Origin of the sequence: Serratia sp. FDAARGOS_506 (genome assembly GCF_003812745.1) — a bacterium.
GTDB lineage: Bacteria > Pseudomonadota > Gammaproteobacteria > Enterobacterales > Enterobacteriaceae > Serratia.
The window spans coordinates 2,032,692-2,057,487 of sequence record NZ_CP033831.1 but is presented as its reverse complement, the minus strand read 5'-3'; the positions used below and the strand labels follow the sequence as shown (position 1 = coordinate 2,057,487).

At 62.2% G+C, this 24,796-nt stretch carries 22 protein-coding genes; 9 read left to right on the top strand and 13 right to left on the bottom strand.

Annotated features, from left to right (window positions below):
* Positions 1 to 124: 124 nt before the first annotated feature.
* Together EGY12_RS09925 and EGY12_RS09920 are read right to left on the bottom strand one after the other, a co-directional pair.
* Positions 125 to 1,309, bottom strand: coding sequence for an anaerobic sulfatase maturase (locus EGY12_RS09925; RefSeq protein ID WP_123893329.1), 1,185 nt, complete (start codon positions 1,307 to 1,309; stop codon positions 125 to 127).
* The gene (locus tag EGY12_RS09920; RefSeq protein ID WP_123893327.1) at positions 1,306 to 3,018 is read right to left on the bottom strand and encodes an arylsulfatase; all 1,713 of its coding nucleotides are present in this window, start codon (positions 3,016 to 3,018) and stop codon (positions 1,306 to 1,308) included. Before EGY12_RS09920 ends, EGY12_RS09925 begins: the two co-directional genes overlap by 4 nt.
* A gap of 482 nt (positions 3,019 to 3,500) precedes the next feature.
* On the opposite strand from EGY12_RS09920, the gene EGY12_RS09915 reads away from it, so the two are divergent.
* The 4 genes from EGY12_RS09915 to EGY12_RS09900 all read left to right on the top strand — a co-directional run bounded on the left by EGY12_RS09915 (position 3,501) and on the right by EGY12_RS09900 (position 7,488).
* Positions 3,501 to 4,148 carry a LuxR family transcriptional regulator gene (locus EGY12_RS09915; protein ID WP_123893325.1) on the top strand — a complete coding sequence of 216 codons (648 nt, stop codon included), beginning with the start codon at positions 3,501 to 3,503 and terminating at the stop codon, positions 4,146 to 4,148.
* Between the two features lie 140 nt (positions 4,149 to 4,288).
* Positions 4,289 to 5,476, top strand: a complete 1,188-nt coding sequence (locus EGY12_RS09910) for an MFS transporter (RefSeq protein WP_123893323.1) — start codon at positions 4,289 to 4,291, stop codon at positions 5,474 to 5,476.
* Entirely contained in the window at positions 5,473 to 6,585 is a 1,113-nt protein-coding gene (locus EGY12_RS09905) for a class II histone deacetylase (RefSeq protein WP_123893321.1), read from the top strand. The genes EGY12_RS09910 and EGY12_RS09905 overlap by 4 nt, the downstream gene beginning before the upstream one ends.
* 96 nt (positions 6,586 to 6,681) lie before the next feature.
* Positions 6,682 to 7,488 carry an alpha/beta hydrolase gene (locus tag EGY12_RS09900; RefSeq protein WP_123893319.1) on the top strand — a complete coding sequence of 269 codons (807 nt, stop codon included), beginning with the start codon at positions 6,682 to 6,684 and terminating at the stop codon, positions 7,486 to 7,488.
* Between the two features lie 39 nt (positions 7,489 to 7,527).
* Here the strand turns inward: EGY12_RS09900 and EGY12_RS09895 are convergent, their stop codons facing one another.
* The 3 genes from EGY12_RS09895 to EGY12_RS09885 form a co-directional block, all read right to left on the bottom strand.
* Positions 7,528 to 7,893 (bottom strand): cupin domain-containing protein, encoded by a 366-nt coding sequence (locus tag EGY12_RS09895; protein WP_019454941.1) that lies wholly within the window; start codon positions 7,891 to 7,893, stop codon positions 7,528 to 7,530.
* Positions 7,894 to 7,911: 18 nt separating this feature from the next.
* The gene (locus EGY12_RS09890) at positions 7,912 to 9,213 is read right to left on the bottom strand and encodes an FAD-binding oxidoreductase (protein ID WP_064291110.1); all 1,302 of its coding nucleotides are present in this window, start codon (positions 9,211 to 9,213) and stop codon (positions 7,912 to 7,914) included.
* A 101-nt stretch (positions 9,214 to 9,314) separates the two neighbouring features.
* Positions 9,315 to 10,073: a helix-turn-helix transcriptional regulator gene (locus EGY12_RS09885; RefSeq protein WP_038878388.1), complete on the bottom strand. Its 759-nt coding sequence runs from the start codon at positions 10,071 to 10,073 to the stop codon at positions 9,315 to 9,317.
* 229 nt (positions 10,074 to 10,302) lie between these two features.
* Between EGY12_RS09885 and EGY12_RS09880 the strand changes: the two genes are divergently transcribed.
* Entirely contained in the window at positions 10,303 to 11,430 is a 1,128-nt protein-coding gene (locus EGY12_RS09880) for an iron-containing alcohol dehydrogenase (RefSeq protein ID WP_123893317.1), read from the top strand.
* Between the two features lie 258 nt (positions 11,431 to 11,688).
* On the opposite strand, the gene EGY12_RS09875 is transcribed toward EGY12_RS09880, so the two are convergent.
* Positions 11,689 to 12,618: a LysR family transcriptional regulator gene (locus EGY12_RS09875; RefSeq protein ID WP_107226705.1), complete on the bottom strand. Its 930-nt coding sequence runs from the start codon at positions 12,616 to 12,618 to the stop codon at positions 11,689 to 11,691.
* A 135-nt stretch (positions 12,619 to 12,753) separates the two neighbouring features.
* Between EGY12_RS09875 and EGY12_RS09870 the strand changes: the two genes are divergently transcribed.
* From EGY12_RS09870 to EGY12_RS09855, 4 genes are all read left to right on the top strand, one after another.
* The gene (locus EGY12_RS09870) at positions 12,754 to 14,094 is read left to right on the top strand and encodes an aspartate aminotransferase family protein (protein ID WP_123893315.1); all 1,341 of its coding nucleotides are present in this window, start codon (positions 12,754 to 12,756) and stop codon (positions 14,092 to 14,094) included.
* A 10-nt stretch (positions 14,095 to 14,104) separates the two neighbouring features.
* The gene (locus EGY12_RS09865; RefSeq protein WP_123893313.1) at positions 14,105 to 15,613 is read left to right on the top strand and encodes a CoA-acylating methylmalonate-semialdehyde dehydrogenase; all 1,509 of its coding nucleotides are present in this window, start codon (positions 14,105 to 14,107) and stop codon (positions 15,611 to 15,613) included.
* 127 nt (positions 15,614 to 15,740) lie between these two features.
* A complete protein-coding gene (locus EGY12_RS09860) occupies positions 15,741 to 17,117 on the top strand; it encodes an APC family permease (RefSeq protein WP_123893311.1) in 1,377 nt (458 codons plus the stop codon).
* Positions 17,118 to 17,119: 2 nt separating this feature from the next.
* Positions 17,120 to 18,229, top strand: a complete 1,110-nt coding sequence (locus EGY12_RS09855) for a P1 family peptidase (RefSeq protein WP_123893309.1) — start codon at positions 17,120 to 17,122, stop codon at positions 18,227 to 18,229.
* A 36-nt stretch (positions 18,230 to 18,265) separates the two neighbouring features.
* Here EGY12_RS09855 and EGY12_RS09850 read toward each other — a convergent pair whose 3' ends face one another.
* The 7 genes from EGY12_RS09850 to EGY12_RS09820 form a co-directional block, all read right to left on the bottom strand.
* Positions 18,266 to 19,516 carry a phospholipase D-like domain-containing protein gene (locus EGY12_RS09850; protein WP_123893307.1) on the bottom strand — a complete coding sequence of 417 codons (1,251 nt, stop codon included), beginning with the start codon at positions 19,514 to 19,516 and terminating at the stop codon, positions 18,266 to 18,268.
* A complete protein-coding gene (locus tag EGY12_RS09845; RefSeq protein ID WP_123893306.1) occupies positions 19,509 to 20,159 on the bottom strand; it encodes a MotA/TolQ/ExbB proton channel family protein in 651 nt (216 codons plus the stop codon). Before EGY12_RS09845 ends, EGY12_RS09850 begins: the two co-directional genes overlap by 8 nt.
* Positions 20,160 to 20,205: 46 nt before the next feature.
* Positions 20,206 to 22,449: a TonB-dependent receptor gene (locus EGY12_RS09840; RefSeq protein WP_123893304.1), complete on the bottom strand. Its 2,244-nt coding sequence runs from the start codon at positions 22,447 to 22,449 to the stop codon at positions 20,206 to 20,208.
* 39 nt (positions 22,450 to 22,488) lie between these two features.
* Positions 22,489 to 23,235, bottom strand: coding sequence for an energy transducer TonB (locus EGY12_RS09835; protein ID WP_123893302.1), 747 nt, complete (start codon positions 23,233 to 23,235; stop codon positions 22,489 to 22,491).
* A 1-nt stretch (position 23,236) separates the two neighbouring features.
* Positions 23,237 to 23,644, bottom strand: coding sequence for a biopolymer transporter ExbD (locus tag EGY12_RS09830; RefSeq protein ID WP_123893300.1), 408 nt, complete (start codon positions 23,642 to 23,644; stop codon positions 23,237 to 23,239).
* Between the two features lie 244 nt (positions 23,645 to 23,888).
* Positions 23,889 to 24,212: a DNA-binding transcriptional regulator gene (locus tag EGY12_RS09825; RefSeq protein WP_123893298.1), complete on the bottom strand. Its 324-nt coding sequence runs from the start codon at positions 24,210 to 24,212 to the stop codon at positions 23,889 to 23,891.
* Complete coding sequence (locus EGY12_RS09820; protein ID WP_123893296.1) at positions 24,175 to 24,555, bottom strand: type II toxin-antitoxin system RelE/ParE family toxin; 381 nt, start codon at positions 24,553 to 24,555, stop codon at positions 24,175 to 24,177. Before EGY12_RS09820 ends, EGY12_RS09825 begins: the two co-directional genes overlap by 38 nt.
* Positions 24,556 to 24,796 lie beyond the last annotated feature (241 nt).

Genomic DNA, 24,796 nt, shown 5'->3' with positions numbered 1-24,796 from the left:
TTTCCTCTTATAGTTTTGGCCTGATGCATGCAGGTGCTTGCAGGTTTTTCACCGCCAGCGGCGGTAATCTCACTATAGAGAGGAAAGGAAAATGCTGACTATCGTCCTTAAGGACGAGACGGTTTCAACCTGCGGCCGCGCTCACGGCGGCGCGCCACTGCCTCGCTCCCTGCGGGCTGCGCGGATAGGCACGCAGCGGCGCCAGCAGCGCGGAAAAGAAGGCGTAATAACCGGCGCACAGCCGGTTGTAGCGATCTTCGCCCACATGCGCCGGGCAGCCGCCCTGGCAGACGCTTTTCACGCTGCAGCGTTGGCACTCGCGGCGCAGGCTCTTGTTTTTACCGAATGGCATCTCCGCCGCCCTTGCCGCCAGGGTGGCGAGCGGCGTGTGGCGATCGGCATGGCCGAGCAGGTGCTGCGCGTTGATCAGATGATCGCAGGCGTAAAGCCGCCCGTCCGGCTCCATCACCAGATTGCCGCCGCAGCGTTCGGCGTGTACACAGCTGGGGCTGACGTGAGTAAAATACTGTGCGTAGACCTGCTCGATGTTCATCACGAAGACCTGGCCGACGTGCCCGCGGCTGCGCCAGCGGCGGTATACCGCCAGCATGAAGCGCCCCCAGTTGGCGGCGCTCAGCCCATAGCCGGCGGTGGGCGCGTCCCCTTCCAGCATCAGCGGCTGGAACTGCAGATAGCGCGCCCCGATCGCCACCGCATGATCGTAGATCGCCTCGGCGCGATCCGCGACGCCGTCGTGCACCACCATCAGCAGGTTGAAGTCGATCTGATGGCGCTGCAGCAACGCGATGCCGCGCAGCGCGGCGTCATAGCTGGCGCCACCGCGCTTGTCCGGCCGGTGGGCGTCCTGCACCTCGCGGTCGCCGTCCAGGCTGACGCCGAGGATAAAGTGATGTTGCCGGAACAGCCGGCACCAGGCGTCGTTCAGCAGGGTGCCATTGGTCTGCAGGCTGTTGCTGATCCGCACGCCCGGCGGCGCATAGCGGCGCTGCAGCGCCAGCGCCCGCTTGTAAAAACCGATCCCCGCCAGCAGCGGCTCACCGCCCTGCCAGACGAAGTTGATCTCGCGGCTGTAACGCGGCTGGGCGGCGATGTAGCCGCGGATAAATTCCGCCAGCAGGTCGTCGTCCATCTTGCGCGTCCGTTCTTCCTGGCGCTGCGGATAGTAACAGTAACGGCAACCCAGGTTGCAGCCGGCGCCGATCGGCTTCACCAGCAAATGAAAAGGCACCGCCGCGCGCGGTTCGCTCTCTACCGGGATCTGCTGCGCGCGCAGCTGGGCCAGGTTCATGGCGCCGCCTGCGGCAACGGTTTGTGGGTCTGCGGATCCAGGCCGATATAGTCACCGGTGCTGGCGTCAACGCCGAGGTAGTCGATCGCTTCACCTTTGGCTTCAATGACCATGCTCTGCTGCGCAAAGCGGCGATACGCCTCGCTCAGCCGTTTGACTCGATCCGGGTTGGCGGCGGCCAGATCGCGCGTTTCCAGCGGATCGTCATGCAGGTTGAACAGCCCCCACGGCGCCATCTGCGCCGTCGGCCCGGCCTTCACCAACCGCCGCAGCTTCCAGACGCCATCCACATAGGCGGCCTGGTTATGCAGTTCCACGCCGTAGGTCGCACGCGGCACGCCGTCTGCCTCGCCGCTGAAATAGCGCTTGAAGCTGACGCCGACCATCGGCAGCGTCGGCTTGGCTTTCAGCGGTTTGTTGGCGTCGATGCCGGCATAGTCATACAGCGTCGGCGCGATGTCATACACCGCCATCGGCGTGCGGTCGATGCCGCCACGCCCCTTCAGCCGCGGCGCGGAGATGATGAAATCGGTATTGATGCCGCCCTGTGCGCTGGTGGTTTTGTGGTAATTGGCGTACGGCGCGTTGCTGACGTTGGCCCAGTGCGGCCCGTAGGAGATGAACGATCCCTTGCGGCCGAGGTTGGCGTAGCTGTTGTCGAACTGCCGCCAATACTCCGGCTTCGAACCGTAGTAGAAGCCGCTGGCGGGGTTGGCGCCGTTGTCGGTGGCGAACACGATCACCGTATTTTGGTCGCGGCCGGTTTGCTTGAGGGTGTTCAGCACCGCACCGACCTGATCGTCCATGTAAGCAATCATTGCCGCGTACACCTGCATGGTCTTGGCTTCATATTTTTGCTGCTCGGGCGTCAGCGCGTTCCAGGCCTTATCCAGCGCCAGCGTCGGCATCGGCGTGCGCTCGGAGATCAGCCCCAGCGCCTTCAGGCGCTGAATGCGCCGCTGATAGGCCTGCTGGTAACCGGCGTCGTATTTGCCGTCGAATTTGGCGATCCAGTCATCCGGCGCCTGCAGCGGATCGTGCGGCGCGGTAAAGGCCAGATAGGCGAAGATCGGCTTGCTCTGCGGCGTATCGCGGATCCACTGTTCCAGTTGATCGGCATAGGCCTTGCTGGAATAGAAATCTTTGGGCAACGACACGCGTTTACCGTTCAGGGTGTAGAAGGTATGGAACGCCTCCACGGTGCCCAGCGGTTTCGCATCGTCGAAATGGCTGGTGCCGCCCCCCATAAAGGCGAAGGCGCGCTCGAAGCCGCGATCGGTCGGTTTGGCGCCGTCGACATAGCCCAGGTGCCATTTGCCCGCCATCATGGTGGCGTAGCCCGCGTCGCGAAAGCGCTCCGGCAATGTGGTCACGCGGTCGGTCAGCCGCATTTCATAGCCCGGCTGCGCGGCGGTGCTCTCATACCACCACATGCCGCCCATGCCGGCCTGCTGGTTGGTGTTGCCAGTCATCAACATCGACCGCGCCGGCGCCGACATCGGCGAGGTGTAGTACTGGCTCATGCGCACGCCCCGTTCGGCCAGCGCCTGCAGGTTGGGCGTCGGTATCTCGCCGCCGAACGGGCTGATGTCGGAGTAGCCCATATCGTCCACCAGAATGATCAGCACGTTGGGGCGATCGACGTCCGCCCCCTGCGCCAGGCCCGATAAGGCGCCGCTCAACGCCACCGCCAACGTTTTTTTCTGCATCGTCCGTCCCCTGTATGGTCATGCGGACTGAACAACCCGACGCCTCAGCCCGAGAAAGGTCATCATTTTTTCGTCTTATACGTTTGGCGCCGCCTGGCGCTATCTTCAATTCGCAGTGTAGGAAGCGGTGGAAAAGCCTGGCTATCGTTCTTAAGAACGAGAGGCGGCGGCGGCAACGACAGCTGTAGCACGCGCAGGGCGGAGGCGGCTTCACCCGGGCAAGCCTTGAAAAGCGCTGTAAATTCAGCGGGAAAAGCGGTGAACCATTTCATTAACCTATTAATGAAAATCGCGATAAATCCGCCATGAAAAGCCCTGATTAATGCAGTGTCATCTTGTTATTTATGTGTTTTATTGCAATCAGCCTCACGTTGTTAATATGTTTTTATTGTGTTGCCAAATTGCTACAACTATGCTTGTATCGTTCATATATTGACCGCCAACCTTCTCCAGATTGAATGATAAAGGGAGGAACACGAATCATGCACAGCACAGCATCCGATGCCTTTATCAACAGTTGTTTGGCGACCATCACGCACCTGATCCCGGTGTCCGCCGGGGTGTTCTATCTGGTCGATCGCGACCTGCGGCCGGATCACTACATCTTGCATGGCATGCCCGATAAAACGCATCAGCAGTACCTGAACCACTTCCAGCAGATAGACCCGCTGCAGCCGGCCAATTTCCATCGTCAGGACATTACCATGGTCGGCATGAGCCCGGCGGCGATCGCCGGCAACCGCCGCTATTACCACGACTTTATGCTGCCGAACGACATGCGCGACATGACGGAGATCTTCATCCGCCAGCGCAAGCGCATCGTCGCCGGGGTATCGCTGATCCGTGACACCCCGTTTACCGAAGTGGAACGCGGCCGCCTGCGCGCGGTGCTGCCGCTGATCGAGCTGGCGACGCGCGATCTGCTGCCCGACGGCGAGGCGCAGCTGCTGACCGCCAAAGAGCAAGAGATCGTCAACATGGTGCGCGAAGGCGCCAGCAATAAGCGCATCGCCCTGAAGCTGGGCATTTCGCTGTCCACGGTGAAAACCCATATGCGCAATATTTTTGCCAAAACCGACGTGGTGAACCGCACCGAACTGGTCGCCAGCGGCTTTCTCGCCCACGGTTAACGCCCGATAACGGCCGCCGCTGCCGGCGGTCGGAAAATAACGCCAGAACGTATTCGCCATTTATGGCGCGGCTTCCCCCTGCCCGCAATCGGGCCGGGCGGGATATTTCATCGTCACTTAACGCTTGGGGAATAAGGTTTATGTCCAGTGATTCGGTTTCCGCGCCCGCCGTCGGCGCGGCGCTCCCCTGCCCGCCGCGGCTGCTGACCGCCATTATCGTCTTCGCCGCCATCGCGCCGGGCATTCTGATGACCGCCCCCGCCGTGGCCGCCCAGCTCGCCGCGCAGTGGCAGCTCGGCCCGGCGCAGATCGGCCACCTGTTCTCCACCGAACTCGGCGCCATGAGCCTGGCCACCCTGCCGGCGTGGTGGTGGATCGGGCGCATCAACTGGCGGCGGGTCGCTACGCTGTCGGCGTTGGTGTTTATCGCCGGCAACCTGGCTTCGGCGCTGGTGCAAGATTTCGCCCTACTGCTGCCGCTGCGCTTCATCGCCTCGCTGGCAGGCGGCACCTTGATGATCCTGTGCATCACCTGCGCCGCCGGCACCGCCAATCCCAGCCGGGTCTATGCCTTCTGGGTGCTCGGCCAGCTGGTGCTGGGTGCAGTCGGGCTGCTGGTGCTGCCGCCGCTATTCGCGCACTTCGGCCTGATGGCGGTCTACCTGATTTTGGCAGCCATCATGCTGTGCTGCCTGCCGCTCATCCCGGCGTTCCCCAACGGTTTCACCGCCGCCCGCGCCGCCCGCAGTGGCCCCGCCGCCTCGCTGGCGCGCAAGCTGTGCGCCGTGCTGGCGGTGCTGACCTTTTACATCAGCCTGAGCGCGGTCTGGACCTTTATCGGCGGCATCGCCGCAGGTGCCGGGCTGTCGCCGGCCCACAGCGGCCAGGTGCTGGCCATCGCCACCTTGCTCGGCATCGTCGGTGCGGGGGCAGCGGCGCTGATCGGCGCGCGCTTCGGCGGCGGACGCCTGATCGTGCTGGGGTACGCCTTGCTGTTGACCAGCGTGGCGCTACTGACAGGCCAACCGCTGCTGCTGCGTTTCGCCCTGGCCGCCCTGCTGTTCAAATTCACCTGGACCTTCGTGCTGCCGTTCATTCTGGCGCGGGTCGCCGGGCTGGATAACGACGGCAAGCTGATGAACGGCATCAACCTGGTGATCGGCGGCGGCATGGCCATCGGCCCGACGCTGGCCGGCTCTCTTATCGAATCTTCCGGCGGTTTCAACGCCTTGCTGTTCGGCGCGCTGGGCTGCGCGCTGCTGTCACTGCTGTTGATTTCGCTGGCTTCACCGCGCGCACCGCGCCGTATAACAGGAGGAGAAAGGTGAAAAGAACAACCGGTTTCTTGTTTGATGAACGCTGTTTCTGGCACAGCACCGGCCTGCACGCCACCACCCTGCCGGTCGGCGGTTGGGTACAACCGCCTTCGGGTGCCGGCCACGCCGAATCGCCGGAAACCAAACGGCGCATGAAGAACCTGATGGACGTGTCCGGCCTGTCGCGCCAGCTTACCCTATTGAGCGCCGAACCGGCGGCGGAAGAAGACCTGCTGCGCATCCACCCCGCACACTACCTGCAGCGTTTCAAACAGGTGAGCGACAGTGGCGGCGGCCTGCTGGGGGAAGAAGCGCCGCTGGGGCCGGGCAGCTATGAGATCGCCAAACTCTCAGCCGGGCTGGCCTGCGCGGCGGTGGAGGCGGTGCTGCAGGGCGAGCTGGATAACGCCTATGCGCTGTCGCGCCCGCCGGGCCACCACTGCCTGCCGGATCAATCGATGGGCTTCTGCTTCCTGGCCAACATTCCCATTGCCATCGAGCGCGCCAAGGCCCGCCATGGCCTCGGCAAGGTGGCGGTGCTCGACTGGGACGTACACCACGGCAACGGCACCCAGCATATCTATTGGCAGCGCGGCGACGTGCTGACGCTGTCGCTGCATCAGGACGGCTGCTTCCCGGCAGGCTATTCCGGCGAACGGGATCGCGGCGAAGGCGCCGGGGCGGGCTGCAACGTTAACGTACCGATGCTGGCCGGCGCCGGCGACGACGGCTACCTGCACGCCATGCGGCGCATCATCATCCCGGCGCTGGAAAAATTCGAGCCGGAGCTGATCATCGTCGCCTGCGGCTACGACGCCAACGCCCTCGATCCGCTGGCGCGCATGCAGCTGCACAGCGACAGCTTCCGCGCCATGACCGCGCTGGTGCAAGACGCCGCTGACCGACTGTGCGGCGGCAAGCTGGTGATGGTGCACGAAGGCGGCTACGCCGAATCCTACGTGCCGTTTTGCGGGCTGGCGGTGATGGAACAGCTGAGCGGCGTGCGCACTGAAGTGCAGGATCCGCTGCTGGCGTTCATCCAGCAACAGCAGCCGCGCGACGCCTTCAACCGCTTCCAGCGTGAAGCGCTCGACGAGCTGGCGCGCCAGTTCGGCCTGTAATCCCCCTCTCTTGCGGGCGCCGCACCCGGCGCCCCTGACAACCTCGCCGCCAGCCGCTACGCTGAAGGGCAACCCTACCACCATGAGAACAATAAGATGTCCGAACAAACCGTCAGCTTTATCAAAGGCCGTCACGGCGACATCGCCGTGCACGACTGGGGAAACGACAAACCGCGCTATCTGGCGCTGCTGGTGCACGGCTACGGCGAGCATCTCGGCCGCTATCAATACGTGGCGCGCACGCTACAGGCACAGGGCGCGCGGGTGTTCGGCCCCGACCATCTCGGCCACGGCCTGTCGCAGGGCGAACGCGTGCTGATCGAGGACTATGACGCCGTGGTCGACGACGTGCAGCGCGTGGTCGCGCATCTCCGGCAGCAATACCCCACCTTGCCGCTGGTGGTGATCGGCCACTCGATGGGCGGCATGATCGCCACCCGCTACGTGCAGCGCCATGGCGAGGAGGTGCGCGCGCTGGTGCTGTCCGGCCCGCTGCTCGGCGACAGAACGGCGATCTCCGATCTGGCCGAACTGCCGACGATCCCCGACGCACCGCTGGATACCGCTACCCTGGCGCGCGATCCCGCGGTCGGCGCGGCGTATCAGGAAGATCCGCTGGTGTGGCACGGGCCGTTCAAGCGCCCCACGCTGCGCGCCATGCAACGGATCCTCACCGCCATCAACGCCGGGCCGGGCTTCGGCGCGCTGCCCACGCTGTGGATCCACGGCGACGACGATCGGCTGGTGCTGATGAGCGAAACGCAAACCGCGCTCGATCGTCTGCGCGGTGACGATTTCGAACGAATGATCAATGCAGGCGGGCGGCACGAGAGCTTTAACGAAACCAATAAGGATCAGATCCTCAAGCGGGTGACCGAGTTTATTGCGCGGGCGTTAGGCTAAGGCGCTCCCCCTCAGCGGGCCGAGGGGGGCATGACGGCGTCAGCCTTCGACGATGGCGAGGTAGTGTTTGACGAAGCGATCCGAGGTGATATCCCAGCGCACCGGGGTGCCCTTCTCGACGAACCAGGAGTCGCCGGCCTGATACTGCACCGATTCGCCGGTGCGTTCGTTGGTCAGGGTGGCGCTGCCTTCCCACACCGTGGCGTGCTCGGCGAACGGATACTCCATCACGAAGCTGCCGCGAGTGCAACTGAACACGCCGCAGTTCAGATTGTCGGTCGGTTCGCCGAAGATGCTGGCCACGCCGACGGTCGGCGTGCCGGCGATCACCGTGGCGCCCAGGTTGCTGACGCTACCGATCTCCAGCAGTTCCGGCAGCGGTTGTTTAAGCAGTAACGGTTTCATGTCATTCTCCTCTGAGGGTTAACGGCGGCCTTTCCAGTAGCCGGATGTCTGGTGCCAAACCTTACCGGCGGTGGTCATCACCCGCCGCAGCTTGTCCTTGCCGAAAATGTTGACGTGCGGGATCGAGCTCATCAGATCGTAACGATCGGATCCTTCGCTCATGCCCTCCGCCAGCACCTTGCACACGATGTGGCTCGGCGTTACGCCGAAGCCTGAGTAGCCCTGCACGTAAAACACGTTGTCGCGATCCGGCAGCGTGCCGATCTGCGGGAACAGGTTGGCGCTGCAGCACAGCGGGCCGCCCCAGGCCAGATCGATCTTCACGTCTTTCAGGTACGGGAACACCTTCAGCATCAGGTTGCGGTTCCAGGCCTTGAGATCCGACGGGAAATATTCGATCAATCGGGTGGCACTGCCGAACAGCAGCCGGTTTTCGTTGGTCACCCGGTAATAGTCGATCACCGGGCGGATGTCGCTGTAGGCGCCGCGGATCGGGCTGATCTGGCGGATCAGTTCGTCAGACAGCGGCTCGGTGGCCAGCTGGAAGGCGTAGGTATTGATGGTCTTGCGGTAGATCTGCGGCTCCATGCCGTTGAGGAAGCCGTTGCAGGCCCACAGCATCTTGTTGGCACGCACCGAGCCCATGGCGGTGCGCACCGTGATGCGCGGGCCATACTCCACGTTGAGCACGCTGCTGTTCTCGAAGATTTTCACCCCGTAGCCGCTCAGCGCCTTGGCCTCGCCCAGCAGCAGGTTGAGCGAGTGCACGTGGCCGCCGCCCATGTGTTTCAGCGCGCAGGTGTATGCGTCGGAGCCCACCACCTGCTTCACCTCCGCCCCGGTGTAGAGCTCAATCTCCTCCTGTGGCGCTACCGCCTTGAACTCCTTCAGCCAGCCGCGCAGGGTCTTCTCCTGGCGCGCGTTGCTGCCGAGATAGCCGTAGCCGAAGCAGAAGTCGGCGTCGATGTCATATTTTTTGATGCGCTCGCGGATAATACCGGCGCCAAGGTTGCTGATTTTGAAGATGGTTTCCAGCCCGGCCGGGCCAACGTGGCGCTTGATCTTCTCCAGATCGTGGCCAATGCCGGCCATCACCTGACCGCCGTTGCGCCCGGTGCCGCCGTAGCCCAGATAGCGGCCTTCGAGAATGGCGATGTTGGTGATGCCCTTCTCCGCCAGCTCCAGCGCGGTGTTGATGCCGGAGAAGCCGCCGCCGATGATCACCACGTCGACGTCCAGATCCTCTTCCAGCGTCGGGAAGCGCAGATCGTATTTTTTGGTCGCCGCGTAGTAGGTTAAGGACTCGATTTCGTTGTTCACTGCCGCACTCCCGATTGCCTATGCCATGACATCGGATTATCGGGAGCCGGCAGCCGTGCCGCTATGTCCCCTTAGGGACATTCGCTACAAAAAATTAACATTCACGCGCTGCGGCGCTGCGGGGCGGTCAGCAACAGGCTGAACAGTTCGGCCTGTGAGCCGATGTTCAGCTTGCCATAGATGTTCTTGCGGTGATTTTTTACCGTGCCGAGGCTGATGAACAGCCGGTCGGCAATCTGCTGCGAACCGCAACCGGCGAGGATCAGATCGACGATCTCGCGCTCGCGCGGCGTCAACAGATAACGCGCCTGCGCGCCATCGTCGTTCCCCGTGTCGGCCTCGGCCGGTGCCGCCACCACTTCGCCATGCAGCCGTGCCACGCTTTTCACCAGCGTCAGCGCGCTGCGCAGATCCGCCCGCTGCGGGTAGCGCACCGCCACCGTGCGGCACGCCGAGCCGAAGAACACCCCCAGCCCGCGCTCCGGCGTCAACTGCAGCAGCACGCCGGCCTCGTCGTGCCAGCCGGTCTTGCGATAAAAATTACGGTAATAGTCGCTGTGATAAAACCCGCAGGGCGCCAGCTGGCGCAACGTGAGCACCTCGCCTTCGCCGCCGTCATTCAGCGCGCGGTAAAACGGATCCTGCAGATAGGCGCCCTGTTGGTAGATTTGGTTAACCGCATCGCTGTTTTCCCGTTCGGTTTTGATCAGGCAGCGCGGCGGCCGGCCGCGTTCGAAGGCATAGACGATGGCGTTGTCGAAGGCGAAAAACCCTTCCAGCCAGTTCAACAGGCTGGGATAAAAGCGCGGGCTGGCCACCGCATCGATCACCGCAGACAAGCGTTCAACCTGAATATCCATACCCGCCTCGCCATTATTAATACATTAACAATCTACCGATTTCGGATGGGGTTGGCCGCATGGCAGCCAGTACTGTTAAAAAAAGCATCCGGCGCGCCGAAATGCAAGAACGCGATCGTTTACATGTTAAACAACTCACAAGTTGCCGCTGCGGGGAAAGCGGTGGCCGCTCCGCGCCCGCTGGCTTATGCTGTGGCATCGCGACCTGCAACGCCGTCAAGGAGACCTCATGTCCGTCAGCCACATCATCGCCAACCGCCAGACCTGGTTCGGCCACGGCAGCATCCAGCAGCTACCGCCGCTGCTGCTTGCCGATCCGCAGCCGACGCTGCTGTTCAGCTGCCGATCTTTTCTCAACGGCCCGGTGTACGCCGGCCTGCACGAAGCGCTTACGCCGCTGCTCATCGGCACCGAGATCGTCAGCCACGAAGCGTCGCCGCAGGAAATAGACGCCTGGGTGGCGCGCTGGCGCGGCCGGGCGCGGCGCGTGGTGGCCATCGGCGGCGGCAGCGTGCTGGACGCCGCCAAGGCGTTCTCTGCGCTGGTGGAACATCCGCTGCCGACGCTGCGCTATATGGAAAAGGTCGGTGACAGCAAAATCAGCGGCGCCACCCTGCCGCTGATCGCCATTCCTACCACCGCCGGCACCGGCAGCGAGGTGACGCAAAACGCGGTGATCACCGACACCCAGGTCAGCAAAGTGAAGGCTTCGCTGCGCCACAATAACTTCGTGCCGCACACCGCCATTCTCGATCCGCAGCTGCTGGCGGGCGCACCGGACAAGGTGCTGGCCTACTGCGCCATAGACGCCTTCACCCATCTGTTCGAGGCCTACCTGTCGAAAACGGCCAGCGCCATGACGCGCGACATGTCGCTGAGCGGCATCCGCCACTTCCTTGAGGCATGGCCAGCGCTCAACCGCAGCGACGCGGCGCGCGAGGCGATTATGCAAGCTTCGTACCTTGGGGGACTGACGCTGAGCGCCGCCGGGCTGGGGGTCATTCACGGCATCGCCGGCGAGATCGGCGCGCTACGCGACTACCACCACGGCCAGGTCTGCGGCCGCCTGCTGCTGCCGTTCCTCGCTCTGCTGGAAAGCAGCGAACAGCCGCAGCAACGTGCGCTGATGGCCGAGCTGGCCGCGCGCCTGTACCCGCACTGGCAGGGCAGCCCGGAGAGCTACCTGAGCGACTTCATCACCCGCCACGCCATCGCGCCGTTCTGGCAGGGCGATTTACCGATATCCGGCCAGGAATTGGCGGTTGCGCTGGAGAAATCCAACAGCAAGAATTCCTGGATCGATTATGCGCCGGCACAGCGGCAACGGATGATCGAAGAGGCGTTTCGCGTCGAATGATTATTTCTACCCTAAATAGTTGGAGCTGCATCCCGGCGGCAAGAGGTGGCTCGCCAGGAGCTTACTCAAGTAAGTGACTGGCGTACGCACTCGCAGCCAACACAGATGCAGTTTCAAGTATGACGGGTATAATCAGATCAACGCACTAGCAGGAGTAAGGAAATGGGCATCATCGGCTGGATCTTCGCCGGCATCGCGGTCGGCATCCTCGTCGGCGCGCTGATCAGAATCTTCGGCAAGAAGAAAGAGCAGTAAGCGTCACGCTGTTCCGTGGGCCGCCAGCAGGCACTCATGGAACAGCTTCACCACCCGCTGCGGCACCGGCGAGCGGCGCAGCACGCTGGAGTATTCGCAGTGATAGCGGAACAGCGCCGGTTTGATCGCCCGCATCAGGTTCTGCGCCACGAAAAACGCCGCGTAGTGATCCGGCAAAAAGCCGACGTATTTGCCGGACAGGATCAGCGTGGCGATCGACTCCTGCGCGAACCCCGTCGCCTTGCGATGCAAATGTTGCTGCAGGCTCAGTTCCATATTCGGCGAATGATAGCCTAATCCGGCGAAGGCATAATTGTGCAGCAGATCCCAATTTAATGTTTCATGGGGGGCGGAAAATAATTCATGCTGCGCGCCGCAATATAAGAACATCCTCTCACTGAATAATGAATGATAAGATAAACTTTCCGCGCTGCGGTGCATGGGAATAACGCCAACCTGAAATTGCCCGTCAATGACGCCGCGTTCGATGGTATTAATCGGCTCAACGTACATTTGCAAAGAAACCTCTGGCGCGCGCTCGCTGAATAACGCGATGGCCCGGCCGATCTGCGCCTGCGGATTGCTGACCGTATGGTCGAATATCGCCACGTGCAGCTGCCCGCCCATGCGCTGGTGCACCTCGTCCACCCCGCGCCGGAACGCCTCGGTGGCCGCCAGCAGGTTGACGGTTTCCTGGTAGATCAACAACCCCTCGTCGGTGACCGCAAAGCCTTCGCGCCCGCGCTGGCACAGCGTCAGGCCCAGCCGCTGTTCCAGATCCTTGATGTGCTTGCTGATGGTCGACAGGCTGATGTTCAGCTCCAGTTCGGCGGCACTCATGCCGCCGCAGTCGACCACGGCCTTGAATACCCGCAGCAAACGCAGATCCATATCCGACAATTGCCCTAACAGCGCGCGCTTTTTTACTTGCATAAAACCTTAAGTAAGTTTCGACATATGATTATTCACAGTAGAGAACAAGCGGTACATAGTCAATTTCGCACAACAATTCGTTAACAACTCAGTTTATTTCATTAATCGCTCTTATTTTCCTGTTCGGAGGAAAACATGGCCGCTGAAAATCACCCGCTAAATAGTCTCGATGCCGAAGGGTTAGAGGCCCATTGGATGCCTTTTACCGGTAACCGTAATTTTAAAGCGCAGCCGCGCATCATTACTCAAGCCGCGGGGGCGTATTACACCAGCCATGACGGCAGAAAGATTTTCGACGGCCTGTCCGGATTATGGTGTTGCGGATTGGGGCACGGCCGGCAGGAAATCACCGACGCCGCCCAGCGCCAGCTGGCGACGCTGGATTACTCGCCGGCGTTTCAGTTCGGCCACCCGCTGTCGTTCGAGCTGGCCAACAAGATCAAGGCACTGACGCCGGCGGGGCTGGATTACGTGTTCTTCACCGGCTCCGGATCGGAAGCGGCGGACACCTCGCTGAAAATGGCGCGCGCTTACTGGCGCGCCAAAGGCCAGGCGGGCAAAACCTGCTTTATTGGCCGGGAAAAAGGCTATCACGGCGTTAACTTCGGCGGTATCTCGGTCGGCGGCATCGCCGGCAACCGCAAGACGTTCGGCGCCGGCGCCGAGGCGGACCACCTGCCGCACACCCTGCTGGCCGGCAACGCCTTTTCGCGCGGCATGCCGCAACAGGGGGCAGAGCTGGCGGAAGAGCTCAACCGCATCATCGCGCTGCGCGACGCCTCAACCATCGCCGCGGTGATCGTCGAACCCTTCTCCGGCTCCGCCGGGGTGATCGTGCCGCCGGTCGGCTATCTGCAGCGCCTGCGCGAAATCTGCACCCAGCATGACATCCTGCTGATCTTCGACGAAGTGATCACCGCCTTCGGCCGCTGCGGCGCGATGACCGGCGCCGAGGCGTTCGGCGTCACGCCGGACATCATGAATATCGCCAAACAGGTGACCAACGGCGCGCAGCCGATGGGCGCGGTGGTGGTGCGGCCGGAGATCTACCACACCTTCATGAACGGCGGCGAGCCGGACTACCAGCTCGAATTCCCGCACGGCTACACCTACTCCGCCCATCCGGTCAGCTGCGCGGTCGCACTGGCGACGCTGGACATTCTGCAGCGCGAACAGATGGTGGAGCGCGTACAGGCGCTGGCGCCCTACTTCGAGCGTGCGGTGCACAGCCTGCAAGGGGCCAAACACGTCGCCGACATTCGCAACATCGGCCTGGCTGCCGGCATCACGTTGGCGGCGCGGCCGGGCGAACCGGCGCGGCGCCCCTTCGAGGCGGCGATGCGCTGCTGGGAAAGCGGATTTTACGTGCGCTACGGCGGCGACACCCTGCAGCTGGCGCCACCGTTCATCAGCAGCGAAGTGCAGATCGACGCGCTGATCAACGCCGTCGGCGATGCTCTCAACGCCACCGAATAAGGAGATAACCATGACCATTACCCATTGGATCAACGGCGAGCCCGCCACCGGCGGCGAACGCAGCCAGCCGGTTTACGACCCGGCCACCGGCCAATCGGCGCAGGAGGTGCAGCTGGCAGACCGCGCCACGGTGGAGCGCGCCATCGCCGCCGCCGAACAGGCTTACCCCGCCTGGCGCGACACCCCGCCGCTGAAGCGCGCACGCATCATGATGAAGCTCAAGGATCTGCTTGAACAGCACGCCGACGCCATCTGCCAACTGATCACCGCCGAGCACGGCAAGGTGCTCAGCGACGCCCTCGGCGAACTGCAGCGCGGCATCGAGAATATCGAATATGCCGGCTATGTGCCGGAACTGTTGAAGGGCGAACACAGTAAAGAGGCTGGCCCGGGCATCGACAGCTGGAGCGAGTTTCAGCCGCTGGGGGTAGTGGCGGGCATCACACCGTTCAACTTCCCGGCGATGGTGCCGCTGTGGATGTGGCCGATGGCGGTGGCGTGCGGCAACACTTTCGTGCTGAAACCGTCAGAGCGCGTGCCTTCCGCCGCGCTGTATATCGCGCAGCTGGCGGCGGAAGCCGGGCTGCCGCCGGGGGTGCTCAACGTGGTCAACGGCGATCGCGAAGCGGTGGAGACGCTGCTGCATGACGGACACGTGAAGGCGATAAGCTTCGTCGGCTCGACGCCGGTGGCGGAACACATCTATCACACCGGCTGCGCGCAGAACAAGCGGGTGCAGGCGCTGGGCGGCGCCAAAAACCACGCGGTGGTGCTGCCGGACGCCGATATCCCCGGCGCGGTCGGCGCGCTGATGGGCGCGGCCTTCGGCTCCTGCGGCCAGCGTTGCATGGCCATCCCGCTGGTGGTGGCGGTGGGCGACGACACCGCCGAAGCGCTGATCGCCGGGCTGCGCCAGCAGATGGCCACCATGCGCGTCGGCCCCGGCAGCGACAACCGCAACGACATGGGGCCGCTGGTGACCCAACAGCATTATCAGAAGGTGAAAGGCTATATCGAGCAGGGCGTGGCCGAAGGCGCAGAGCTACTGGTGGACGGCCGCGAGCTGAGCGTGACGGACGCTGACGGACGCCCCAGCCAGGGGTATTTCCTCGGCCCGACGCTGTTCGATCGCGTAACACCCGGCATGCGCATCTATCAGGAAGAGATCTTCGGCCCGGTGCTCGGCGTGGTGCGCGCGGCGTCGCTGCCGGAGGCGATGGCCTTGATCGACGCCCACGAATACGGCAACGGCACCTGCCTGTTCACCCGCGACGGCGAAGCGGCGCGCTACTTCTCCAGCCGCATTCAGGTCGGCATGGTGGGGATCAACGTGGCGCTGCCGGTACCGGTGGCCTACCACTCGTTCGGCGGCTGGAAGCGCTCGCTGTTCGGCGATCTGCACGCCTACGGCCCGGACGCCGTCAGGTTCTACACCAAACGCAAGACCGTGACCCAGCGCTGGCCGGCCTCCGGCGATGCCCGGCACGCCAGCTTCAGCTTCCCGTCGGGACAGGGGTAACACATAAGAACAATAAACTTCCGGGGAGCAACGCTCCCCGGCATTTCCGCGCGCTCCATTTGATTCCTGCGTACAGCCTGTGCAGCAAAACAATAATTCACTCACACGTTAATGGAGTCGTTATCCCATGAAAGAGTCCGACCCTGAACACACCTTCAAAGGCAATCTCAGCATCCTCGACGTGGTGATGATCACCGCGTCCGGCGTGACGCCGGCCAGCTCGATCTTCGTCATCGCCCCACTGGCGATCGCCAGCGCCGGCAGCGGCGCCTTTCTGTCGTTTCTGATCGCCGCCTGTGTCGCCGCCACCATCGCGCTGTGCTATGCCGAGCTCGGCGCCGCGCACCCCAGCGCCGGTGGCGAATACAGCATCATCAAACGCCTGTTCGGCACCCTGTGCGGGTTGCAGACCTATTTGTTTATTCTCAGCGCTGCCCTGTTCGTGCCGGCGGTGCTGGCCACCGGCGCCGTACCCTACCTGAATACCGCGCTGGATACCTCATTTGATGCTTCCACCGCCGGCATGATCACCGTGCTGATCGGCGGCGCCTGCGCCATTTTCAACATCAAGGCCAACGCCCTGCTGACCGGCGCCTTTCTGGTGGTGGAAGTGGCGGTGCTGGCGCTGATCGCCTGGCTCGGTTTCAGCCATCCGCATCAGAGTGCGGAGATCCTCACCGCGCCGGTGATGCTGGACGCGCAAGGCAGCCTGGCGCCGGTGTCGCTGCCGCTGATCGTCGCCATGGTCGGGGTCGCGCTGTTCTCCTACAACGGCTACGGCGCGGCGGTGTACATGGCGGAAGACATGCGCGAACAGGGCAGACCGATGGCGATCGCGATCATGCTGACACTGGTCATCGTGGTGCTGGTGGAACTGGTCCCGTTCACCGCCCTGCTGATCGGATCGCCGTCGCTGACGGAGATGGCCAAACAGGCCGATCCGGTTGGTTATGTGGTCACCCAGCTCGGCGGCCCGACGCTGGCGCGGGTGGTGAGCGGCGCGATCTATCTGTCGGTATTCAACGCCATCATCGCCATCGTGGCGCAATTCAGCCGCATGATGTTCGCCAGCGGGCGCGACGGCTTCTGGCTACCGGCGTTTAACCGGGCGCTGAAAATCATCCACCCGCGCTTCGGTACCCCCTGGATCGCCACCCTGCTGTTCGGCGTTCCGTCGGCGCTGCTGGCGTTTTGCTCCGATCTCGAGTCGCTGACCTCGTTCACCGTGATCCTGCTGCTGCTGGTGTACATCATCATGGCGGTGGCGGCGCTGATCAGCCGCCGTCGCCGCCACTTCCATCACCCGTACCTGATGCCGCTGTGGCCACTGCCGGTGGTGGCGGCGCTGCTGTGCTGCCTGTACGTGCTGTGGACGATTTTGATCGCCAGCAGCCTGAAAGACTTTATTATCATTGCCGGCATCATCGGCTTCGGGCTGGCGCTGAACCATCTGCGAGGCCGCCAAACGGCGCCCCTCACCGCCCCCTCAATAGAAGGAGAATAACCATGACGCAGCGCGCTCAGGATCTGGGCATCATCATCGGACAGGGCACGCCCGGCCCGCTGAACGCCATCACCGACGTGCCCGGCGTGCGCGTCGGCCATGCCAGCATTCATGCCGATTTGGCGGACGGGCGCAGCGTGCGCACCGGCGTGACGGTGATTGAACCGCGCCCCGGCTCTGCCCGCCACGCGCCCTGCTTTGCCGGCGTGCACGTGCTGAACGGCAACGGCGACGCCACCGGTCTGGAATGGGTGCGCGAAGCGGGCCTGCTGACCAGCCCGATCGCCTTCACCAACACCCACAGCGTGGGCGTAGTGCGCGATGCGCTGATCGCGCTGGAGCGTGAAGCGCTGCCAGAGAGCGACAACGCGGTGTATTGGAATATGCCGGTGGTGATGGAAACTTTCGACGGCCTGCTCAACGACATCAATGGCTTTCACGTCCAGGCCGAGCACGTACGCCAGGCGCAACAGGCGGCTCAGGGCGGCTTGCCGCAGGAAGGCGCGGTCGGCGGCGGCAGCGGCATGATCTGCCATGAATTCAAAGGCGGCAGCGGCACCGCGTCGCGCCGCTTGCCCGCCGATCAGGGCGGCTGGACGGTGGGCGCCATCGTGCAGGCCAACCACGGCAAGCGCGAATCGCTGCTGGTGGGCGGCTACCCGGTGGGCCGCCATTTGGGGCATATCCCCTCGCCGTTCACGCCGCAGTTGCCGCATCCCGGCATGGGCTCCATCGTGGTGGCGCTGGCGACCGACGCGCCGCTGCTGCCGCACCAGTGTGCGCGGCTGGCGCAGCGCGCCAGCATTGGCATTGCTCGCACCGGCGGCGGCACTGAGGATTCGAGCGGCGACATTTTCATCGCCTTCGCTACCGGCAATGACGGCCTGCCGCCCGCCGACTACGCCAATAAAGGCGCTTTCACCACGCCGCTACGCATGGTGAACAACGACTACATTTCGGCGCTGTTCGCCGCGGCGGCAGAAGCGGTGGAGGAAGCGATCGTGAATGCGTTGCTGGCGGCCAATACCGTCAGCGGCAACGGCCACCGGGCGGAAGGGTTGAGCGCCGAGCAGCTGGTGACGGCGCTGGAGAAGGCCGGCTGGCGACGGTAAAAACACAGGGCGCGGGGATTAACCGCGCCCTGTTTATCAGGATTCGCCGCCCGGCTTGGGCGGCGGGTAGTCGTAATCCAGCCGCAACGGTTCGGCGTAGACGCTGTTCCACAGCTGTTGGTACAGCTTGTCCAACCGCCCGCTCATCGCCGCACTGTGCATCACCAGCTCCAGATTGCGCGAGTTGTCCAGATAGCCGCCGGTCCAGTTGCTGGTGCCCACCCAGGCAAACTCATCGTCGATGGTCATCAGCTTGCTGTGGATCACGCGGGCAAACGGAATGAAGCCGCTGCTGGCCGGTGGTATGGTCACCACTTTGATCTGCACGTTCGGCACCAGCGCCAGGCTCTTCAGCCAGGCGATATCCGGCTTTTTGGTGTTCCAGTTGGCCACCATCAGCTCGATCTGCACCCCGCGTGCCGCCGCGCTGCGCAGCGCGTTGTCGATCACCGCATAAAAGGGGCGGCTGCGTTCGGGGCCGAACGACAGCGGCGCATAATCCATCACCTGCACCCGCACCCGCCGCTTGGCGCCGGCCAGCAGGCGCGGCAGCTCGGCCTGCGAGTCAATCACCCCCGCCGGGTTGTAGGCACGCGGGCTGGCGACCAGATAGTTGCCTTGCGCCTGCCCCGTCGGCGGCGCATCGGGCAGCGCCGGCACCGGTTTATCCTGCGCCAGCATCGCCTGAGCCTGCCAGTCCTGCTCGAAGATCGCCTGAATTTGCCCCACCACCTTGGCGTCGCTGATGCGCAGCCCGGTTTCGTGAATATGCTCCAGCGCGCGCCAGTCGAAGTTCTGGCTGCCGACGAACGCCTGTTCGCCGTCCACCAGCAAATATTTGGCGTGCAGAATGCCGCCGCTCAGCTTCTGGTAAGGAATGATTCGCAGCTCCAGATTGGGGATCGCCTTCAGCTGTTCCAGCGTTTCGGCGGTAGAAATGCGAATGCCCTTCTCTTCCACCAAAAAGCGGATTTTCACCCCGCGTTCGCCGGCCGCCTTCAGATGCTGCAACACACCATCCAGCAGCGAACCGTCCTGGTTCGCCACATAAAACTGCCCCAGATCGATGCGCGTTTTCGCCGCGTCGAACATCTCGCGCCACACTTCGGCGGTGTTGCGCAGGTCATCCGCCTGCAGCGCGGTTTCCACCGGCGCGGTGTACACCAGCTCATAGCCGGGAATCGCAAAACGCGCCGCGGCGCTCTGGCTCAACATCAACAAACAACCGCTCCACAATGCCGTATAAAGGCGGCCGAACGGCCGCCGTACTGGATGGCCATTAGGCATAGCGCGGCGCCCCGCTGTCAACCCATTGTTCGCCGTTGCCGCTCTCCGGGCGGCTGGCCGGTTGACCGGCGCGGATCAGCAGCACCTTCAGCAGCTCGTTGATGCGCTCCATGCGGCTCTGCAGGAAATTGTTAGCCACCAGGCACAGCAGCGCGATGGCGATGCCCAGGCCGGTGGCGTACAGCGCGGTGCCCATCCCGGCTGACACCAGGCTCGGCTCGGACACCCCCGAGGCGGCCAGCGCCTTGAAGGTTTCGATGATCCCCATCACCGTGCCCAGCAGCCCCAGTAACGGCGCGGCGGTGACCACGGTCTCCAGCAGCCACAGGCCGCGTGCCATCGGCGGTTTGCTCAGCAGGTATTGCGCGTCGATCAGATCGCCGATCGCCTCGCGATCGCCGGCGCGGTGCTTCTGCGCCAGCACCGGCGCGATCACCGCCATCGGCAGGCTGTTGCGCTGGGTCAGCTCGTCCGGCAGATCGGCGGCGCGGCGCACCTCCGGCGTCAGCGCCTGCTCCAACCGACGCGCCTGACGCTGGGTGTAGGCGAAGTACAGCGTGCGTTCAATGATGATCACCAGCGCAATCGCCAGCGCGGCGTACATCACGTAGAAAATAATGTCGTGCAACAGATTGGCGTCCATACGGGGTTCCTCTTCCCCGCCGCCCGGCAGACGGCGGGGTATTCAGTTAAAAGGTGGCTTCCAGCGAGACGCTGAAGGTGCGCTCTTCGCCGACGTTGTAATACGGCGTGCTGGCCTTCACGCCGCCGTAAGGCGCCGCGTTGAAGGTGGTGGTGCGCACCGAAGTCAGGTATTCCTTGTCAAACAGGTTGCTGATGCCAAAGCGCAGCGCGGCGCTCTTGACGATTTTCTTGTCCACCGGCAAATGCACCCCCGCCGCCAGATCAAACACCGTACGGCCGCCGATCTTCTCGTCGTTGGTCAGATCGCCGTAGAACGAACTGACGTACTTGCCGCTGACGCTGCCGTAATACAGCCCGTCGTCATAACCCAGCGTCATATTCAGCAGGTTTTTCGGCACGTTCGGCACCTCTTTGCCGGAAGTCGGCAGCGGCTGTCCGCCATTGCTGACGATATCGCTCTTCTGCTTCGACTCGGTGTAGGTATAAGAGGTGTAGTAGTTGAAGTTATGCGGCAACTGGCCACTCCACTCCAGCTCCAGCCCTTTGTTCTCCACGTTGCCGATGTTCATCATTTCGTAGTCGCCGGCCGCATTGGTGGTGGAGATCTGGCGATCGCTGTAGCGCATGTAGAACAACGTGGCGCTCAGCAACATGTCATCCTGCTGGAAACGCCAGCCCAATTCGTGGTTCCAGCTCAGTTCCGGCTTGGTGCTGATCGAGTCGCCGACGTTGTACAGCACGTAGTTCGGCGGCGTGCGCATGTTGCGCGTCAGGTTGTAGAACACCTGGTTTTCCTGATTCACCTTATAGCTGGCGCTGAAGTTCGGCAGGAATTCATGATAGGTGGCTTTGCGCTTCTCCGGCACGTTGTACAGGCTGCCGCGGTTGTCCCCTTTGCGTTCTACGTACTGATAGGCCAGGCCGCCGACAAACGTCCAGTCCGGCGTGGCGAACCAGGTATCCTGCAGCCACACCTTCTGCGCCGGGGTGATGGTGTACTGGTTACGCCCCTGCACCGTATTGCCGTTGGCGTCCTTCACCTGATCGGAGCCGCCCGGCTGCCCCCAAATCTGCGACGGATTGCCGTCGCCCTTGATGCTGATGAATGGCTGGGTCTGCAGCTGACGCGCGCGCTCATACCAGTAGCCGAGATCCAGGCTGTGCTGATCGTTGATGTCCCACTTCAGCTTGGTGGTGATGCCCGGCCGCCAGGTTTGGGTCCACGACGGGCGGTAATAGGTGTTGGATTGCAGATTGCTGAGATCGTACTGCCCGGCCTTGCTGGAGGTGCTGGACAGCACCGAGGCCGTCTGGCCGTTGAAGCTGCCGCCGTTGCCCCAGTAGTAATAAGGCTGCAGGGTCAGCGACAGGTTGTCGCGCAGCTGCAGCTTCTGGGTGAACGACAGCGTGAAGTTTTCGAACGGGTTGCGTTCAATCTTGTAATACTTGTTCAACTGCCCTTTGTTGTTGTACTCCGGCGTGGTGGCATAGTCGGTGTCACGGCCGTCGTTTTGGAACTGCGCCTTGCTCAGGGTGTTGTAGTTGGTGTTGTTCTGGCGGTTGTACTTCATCACCAGATTGCTGCTGTTGCCGTTGCCGTCTTCGTACAGCGAGTTCATCTCGAACTTGTCGGAGTACAGGCGCCCCTCGCCGCGCCACTTCTTCGCCTCGGTGTGCGAATAAGAGAGCCAGTTGCTGAAGCCATTGTACTCGCCGGTCTCGAGGCGGGCGAAAGTTTTGCTCAAGCTGTTGCTGCCCAGCGTCTGTTTGACGAAACCGCCGAAGTCTTTCGCCGGGCGGCGCGTCACCAGGCCGATGTTGCCGCCGCTGGAGCCGATGTGCGGGCCGTCCGCTTCGGAAGAGCCCTGGGTGACGAACACCTCTTCCAGGTTCTCCGCATCGCCGAGCAAGTTCGGGTAGACCGCGTAGTTGCCGGAGTCGTTGATCGGAATGCCGTCCATCGACAGGCCGATCTGATCCGAGTTCATGCCGCGCATGGTGTAGTCCACGCCGCTCAGGCCGCTGGCATCGTTGCTGTTGACGTTCAGACCCGGCGTGTATTTCAGCTTGTCGATGGCGTTGGCCGCCGACGGCATTTTATCCATCGCCTCTTTGGTAACAGTGGAGCGCGCCTTGGCGCTGTCATCCTGCACCATCATGCCACCGCCGAGCGACTGCCCCTTGACGCTGATGGTGCCGACATCGGTGGCGTCGGCCGCCAGCGCGGCGCCCGGCAGCATCGCCGACATCACCGCCAGATAGATCCCAGAACGATTAAACGATTTCATTGTGTGCATCCCATAAAAATCAAACGATTAACCCTTGCGCTAAGGCGCCTGATAATTGAACGTTGCGGTAAATCTTTTGGTTGTTTGCCCGGCGAACGCCTCGCTCGGGAACGGCTTCACTGAACTGATGCTTTGCAGGCTGCTCATCGCCGCGCGGTTCAGCAGCATGCTGGCGGCTTTATTGGCGATGCCGGAAGAGAGCACCCGTCCGCTGCGATCGACCTCCAGCCACACTTCGACGTTGCCCTGCGGGCGCTCGAGCGAGGCCTGGCGCCCGCTCGGGTAGCGCTTGCGCTGTTCCAGCTCGCGGCGCAAAGCCAGCAGATAGCCGTTTTCGATCGCCTGTGCGTTCACCTTCGGCGCCGCCGGTGCGGCCGGTGCGGGCTGCGCCGCCGGTTTGCTGACCAGCGCGCGCGGGGCGGCGGGCGCCGGCGTCGGCTTAGGCTGATCTACCGGTTTGGCTTTCTCTTTCACCGGTTTGGGTTTGGGCTTCGGCTGCGGTTTCGGCACCGGCTTGGCTTCCACGATCGGTTCCGGCGCCGGCACAACCGGTTCGGGGATCGGCTCAGGTTCGGGCGGCGGCGGCTCTGGCTGAGGCTCCGGCGGCGTTTCCGGTTGAGGTTCAGGCGCCGGTTCAGGCTCCACCAGCGCCAGTTCGATGGCGGTTTCGTCATAGCGCGGCTGGATTTTCAGCGCCGCCTGCTGGCTGGCGAACAACAGGCAACCGGCGACAATCAGCGCCGGCAACCAGCTGAACAGATGACGTGAGCGATAGAGCAGATACATGTCACAGCTTCCGTGTCGCGATGGAGACGGAGAAGAAACCGCCCTGGCGCAGGTTGTCCATGACCGCCACCAGCCGCTCGACCGCCACGCCTTTGTCGCTGTTGACGATAATGGTGGTGGTTTGGTTGGCCTGCTGCTGTTGCTTCAGCGTGTTGACCAACGTGTCGAGCGCGATCGGCTGGCCATCCAGCTGCAGCTGTTCATCGGCCCCTAACGTGATGATCGCTTTCTTCTGCGGTTTCAGCTGTTGCGCGCTGCCGGCAGACGGCAGCTGCGTTTTCAGCCCGAGCGCCGGAATGACGTTCAGGCTTATCAAGACGAAAAACACCAATAAAAACATCATCACGTCGATCATCGGGATCAGTTCGATGTGCGCTTTGTTCTTTTTCGGTTCGTTCCAGTTACGCATGACACTCCCTCCCAAAAGCGAAGCAGCCAATATAGGAGGGGTTTGTTTACCTTTTGTTACGCTTGTGTGATCTTATTTTCACAGTGTGGATTTTTTGCGAGAATTTTTTCAATGACAGGTGATGACGAAGGAGATATAACTTATTAATTAGCTATAGTTTTTATTGGAATAATTGCCGTATGGGCATTTCAGAGAGGCAAGGGCAGAGAGGTAAATGTGAGAATAGTGACAACCAAAACGATCACTACAACAAGACCTGAAGCCCATGTTTGCGTACGATCGAAAGCAGCTTGAGCGACACACCACCTGGCCGTTTCACTCCTGTTTCCCATTTCTGTACGGTCGACACGCTGGTATTCAGATATCGGGCAAAAACCGGTTGGCTTAAACGTAACTGCTCGCGCAAGGCTTTGATCTCTTGGGGCTGCAATATCTCGACTGGAGAAAGGCAAGACTCATCAAAACTGCGTAGGGTTTCCAGAGAAATGGCACCAACACGATGCAATCCTTCAGCGGCGCTGTGAATCGCCTCAAAAACTGGGCTCCGGAACGTTTTTTCCTGCGTCATGGCAAATCTCCATCCATTCTTTTTTCACAACCAGGGACTCGACCAGATCGTCGCTCAACGTGCCAAACTGCATCGCTAACTTGCGAAAAACTTGCAATTCCGCCCCTGTGATATTGGCCTGGTCCTGCTTGGCAAACAAAAAAACAAACACCCAATGCCGACCGTTTTTCGCTAATACCAATGCACGGTCGCGATTATGATTAAGACGTTTTTTAAATACGCCACCGCCTAAATCCACAGCCAAACCACGTTGCACATCTTTTATTGTCCGACACAACGCCTTATCGGTGATGCCGTGAGCCCGAGCCTTCCTGCTAAACCAACCAGTTTTAAACGTACGCATTGCGATGGGCTTCCTGTCAAAACATAGCACCTAGTGAGATACTTTTCCAGAACATTCCTCCCCGCCAGCATCGCTTCAAACGTTGATGACGACCACCACGAAAAACCCGCTTTGCATGATGACGCGCATAATGACTTCTTTCTGTGCAATGCTGAGGGCATGATTGCGGATGCACACGCAACAACATGTTTTACAGGTATAAAAAAAGACGCCCGCAGGCGTCTTTTTATCGCGTTCACTG

Excerpts from the sequence above, each read along its gene's own strand:
- EGY12_RS09925 (WP_123893329.1), bottom strand. The coding sequence starts at position 1,309 with ATGAACCTGGCCCAGCTGCGCGCGCAGCAGATCCCGGTAGAGAGCGAA.
- EGY12_RS09920 (WP_123893327.1), bottom strand. The coding sequence starts at position 3,018 with ATGCAGAAAAAAACGTTGGCGGTGGCGTTGAGCGGCGCCTTATCGGGC.
- EGY12_RS09915 (WP_123893325.1), top strand. The coding sequence starts at position 3,501 with ATGCACAGCACAGCATCCGATGCCTTTATCAACAGTTGTTTGGCGACC.
- EGY12_RS09910 (WP_123893323.1), top strand. The coding sequence starts at position 4,289 with ATGTCCAGTGATTCGGTTTCCGCGCCCGCCGTCGGCGCGGCGCTCCCC.
- EGY12_RS09900 (WP_123893319.1), top strand. The coding sequence starts at position 6,682 with ATGTCCGAACAAACCGTCAGCTTTATCAAAGGCCGTCACGGCGACATC.
- EGY12_RS09895 (WP_019454941.1), bottom strand. The coding sequence starts at position 7,893 with ATGAAACCGTTACTGCTTAAACAACCGCTGCCGGAACTGCTGGAGATC.
- EGY12_RS09885 (WP_038878388.1), bottom strand. The coding sequence starts at position 10,073 with ATGGATATTCAGGTTGAACGCTTGTCTGCGGTGATCGATGCGGTGGCC.
- EGY12_RS09880 (WP_123893317.1), top strand. The coding sequence starts at position 10,303 with ATGTCCGTCAGCCACATCATCGCCAACCGCCAGACCTGGTTCGGCCAC.
- EGY12_RS09875 (WP_107226705.1), bottom strand. The coding sequence starts at position 12,618 with ATGCAAGTAAAAAAGCGCGCGCTGTTAGGGCAATTGTCGGATATGGAT.
- EGY12_RS09870 (WP_123893315.1), top strand. The coding sequence starts at position 12,754 with ATGGCCGCTGAAAATCACCCGCTAAATAGTCTCGATGCCGAAGGGTTA.
- EGY12_RS09865 (WP_123893313.1), top strand. The coding sequence starts at position 14,105 with ATGACCATTACCCATTGGATCAACGGCGAGCCCGCCACCGGCGGCGAA.
- EGY12_RS09860 (WP_123893311.1), top strand. The coding sequence starts at position 15,741 with ATGAAAGAGTCCGACCCTGAACACACCTTCAAAGGCAATCTCAGCATC.
- EGY12_RS09855 (WP_123893309.1), top strand. The coding sequence starts at position 17,120 with ATGACGCAGCGCGCTCAGGATCTGGGCATCATCATCGGACAGGGCACG.
- EGY12_RS09850 (WP_123893307.1), bottom strand. The coding sequence starts at position 19,516 with ATGCCTAATGGCCATCCAGTACGGCGGCCGTTCGGCCGCCTTTATACG.
- EGY12_RS09845 (WP_123893306.1), bottom strand. The coding sequence starts at position 20,159 with ATGGACGCCAATCTGTTGCACGACATTATTTTCTACGTGATGTACGCC.
- EGY12_RS09840 (WP_123893304.1), bottom strand. The coding sequence starts at position 22,449 with ATGAAATCGTTTAATCGTTCTGGGATCTATCTGGCGGTGATGTCGGCG.
- EGY12_RS09835 (WP_123893302.1), bottom strand. The coding sequence starts at position 23,235 with ATGTATCTGCTCTATCGCTCACGTCATCTGTTCAGCTGGTTGCCGGCG.
- EGY12_RS09830 (WP_123893300.1), bottom strand. The coding sequence starts at position 23,644 with ATGCGTAACTGGAACGAACCGAAAAAGAACAAAGCGCACATCGAACTG.
- EGY12_RS09825 (WP_123893298.1), bottom strand. The coding sequence starts at position 24,212 with ATGACGCAGGAAAAAACGTTCCGGAGCCCAGTTTTTGAGGCGATTCAC.
- EGY12_RS09820 (WP_123893296.1), bottom strand. The coding sequence starts at position 24,555 with ATGCGTACGTTTAAAACTGGTTGGTTTAGCAGGAAGGCTCGGGCTCAC.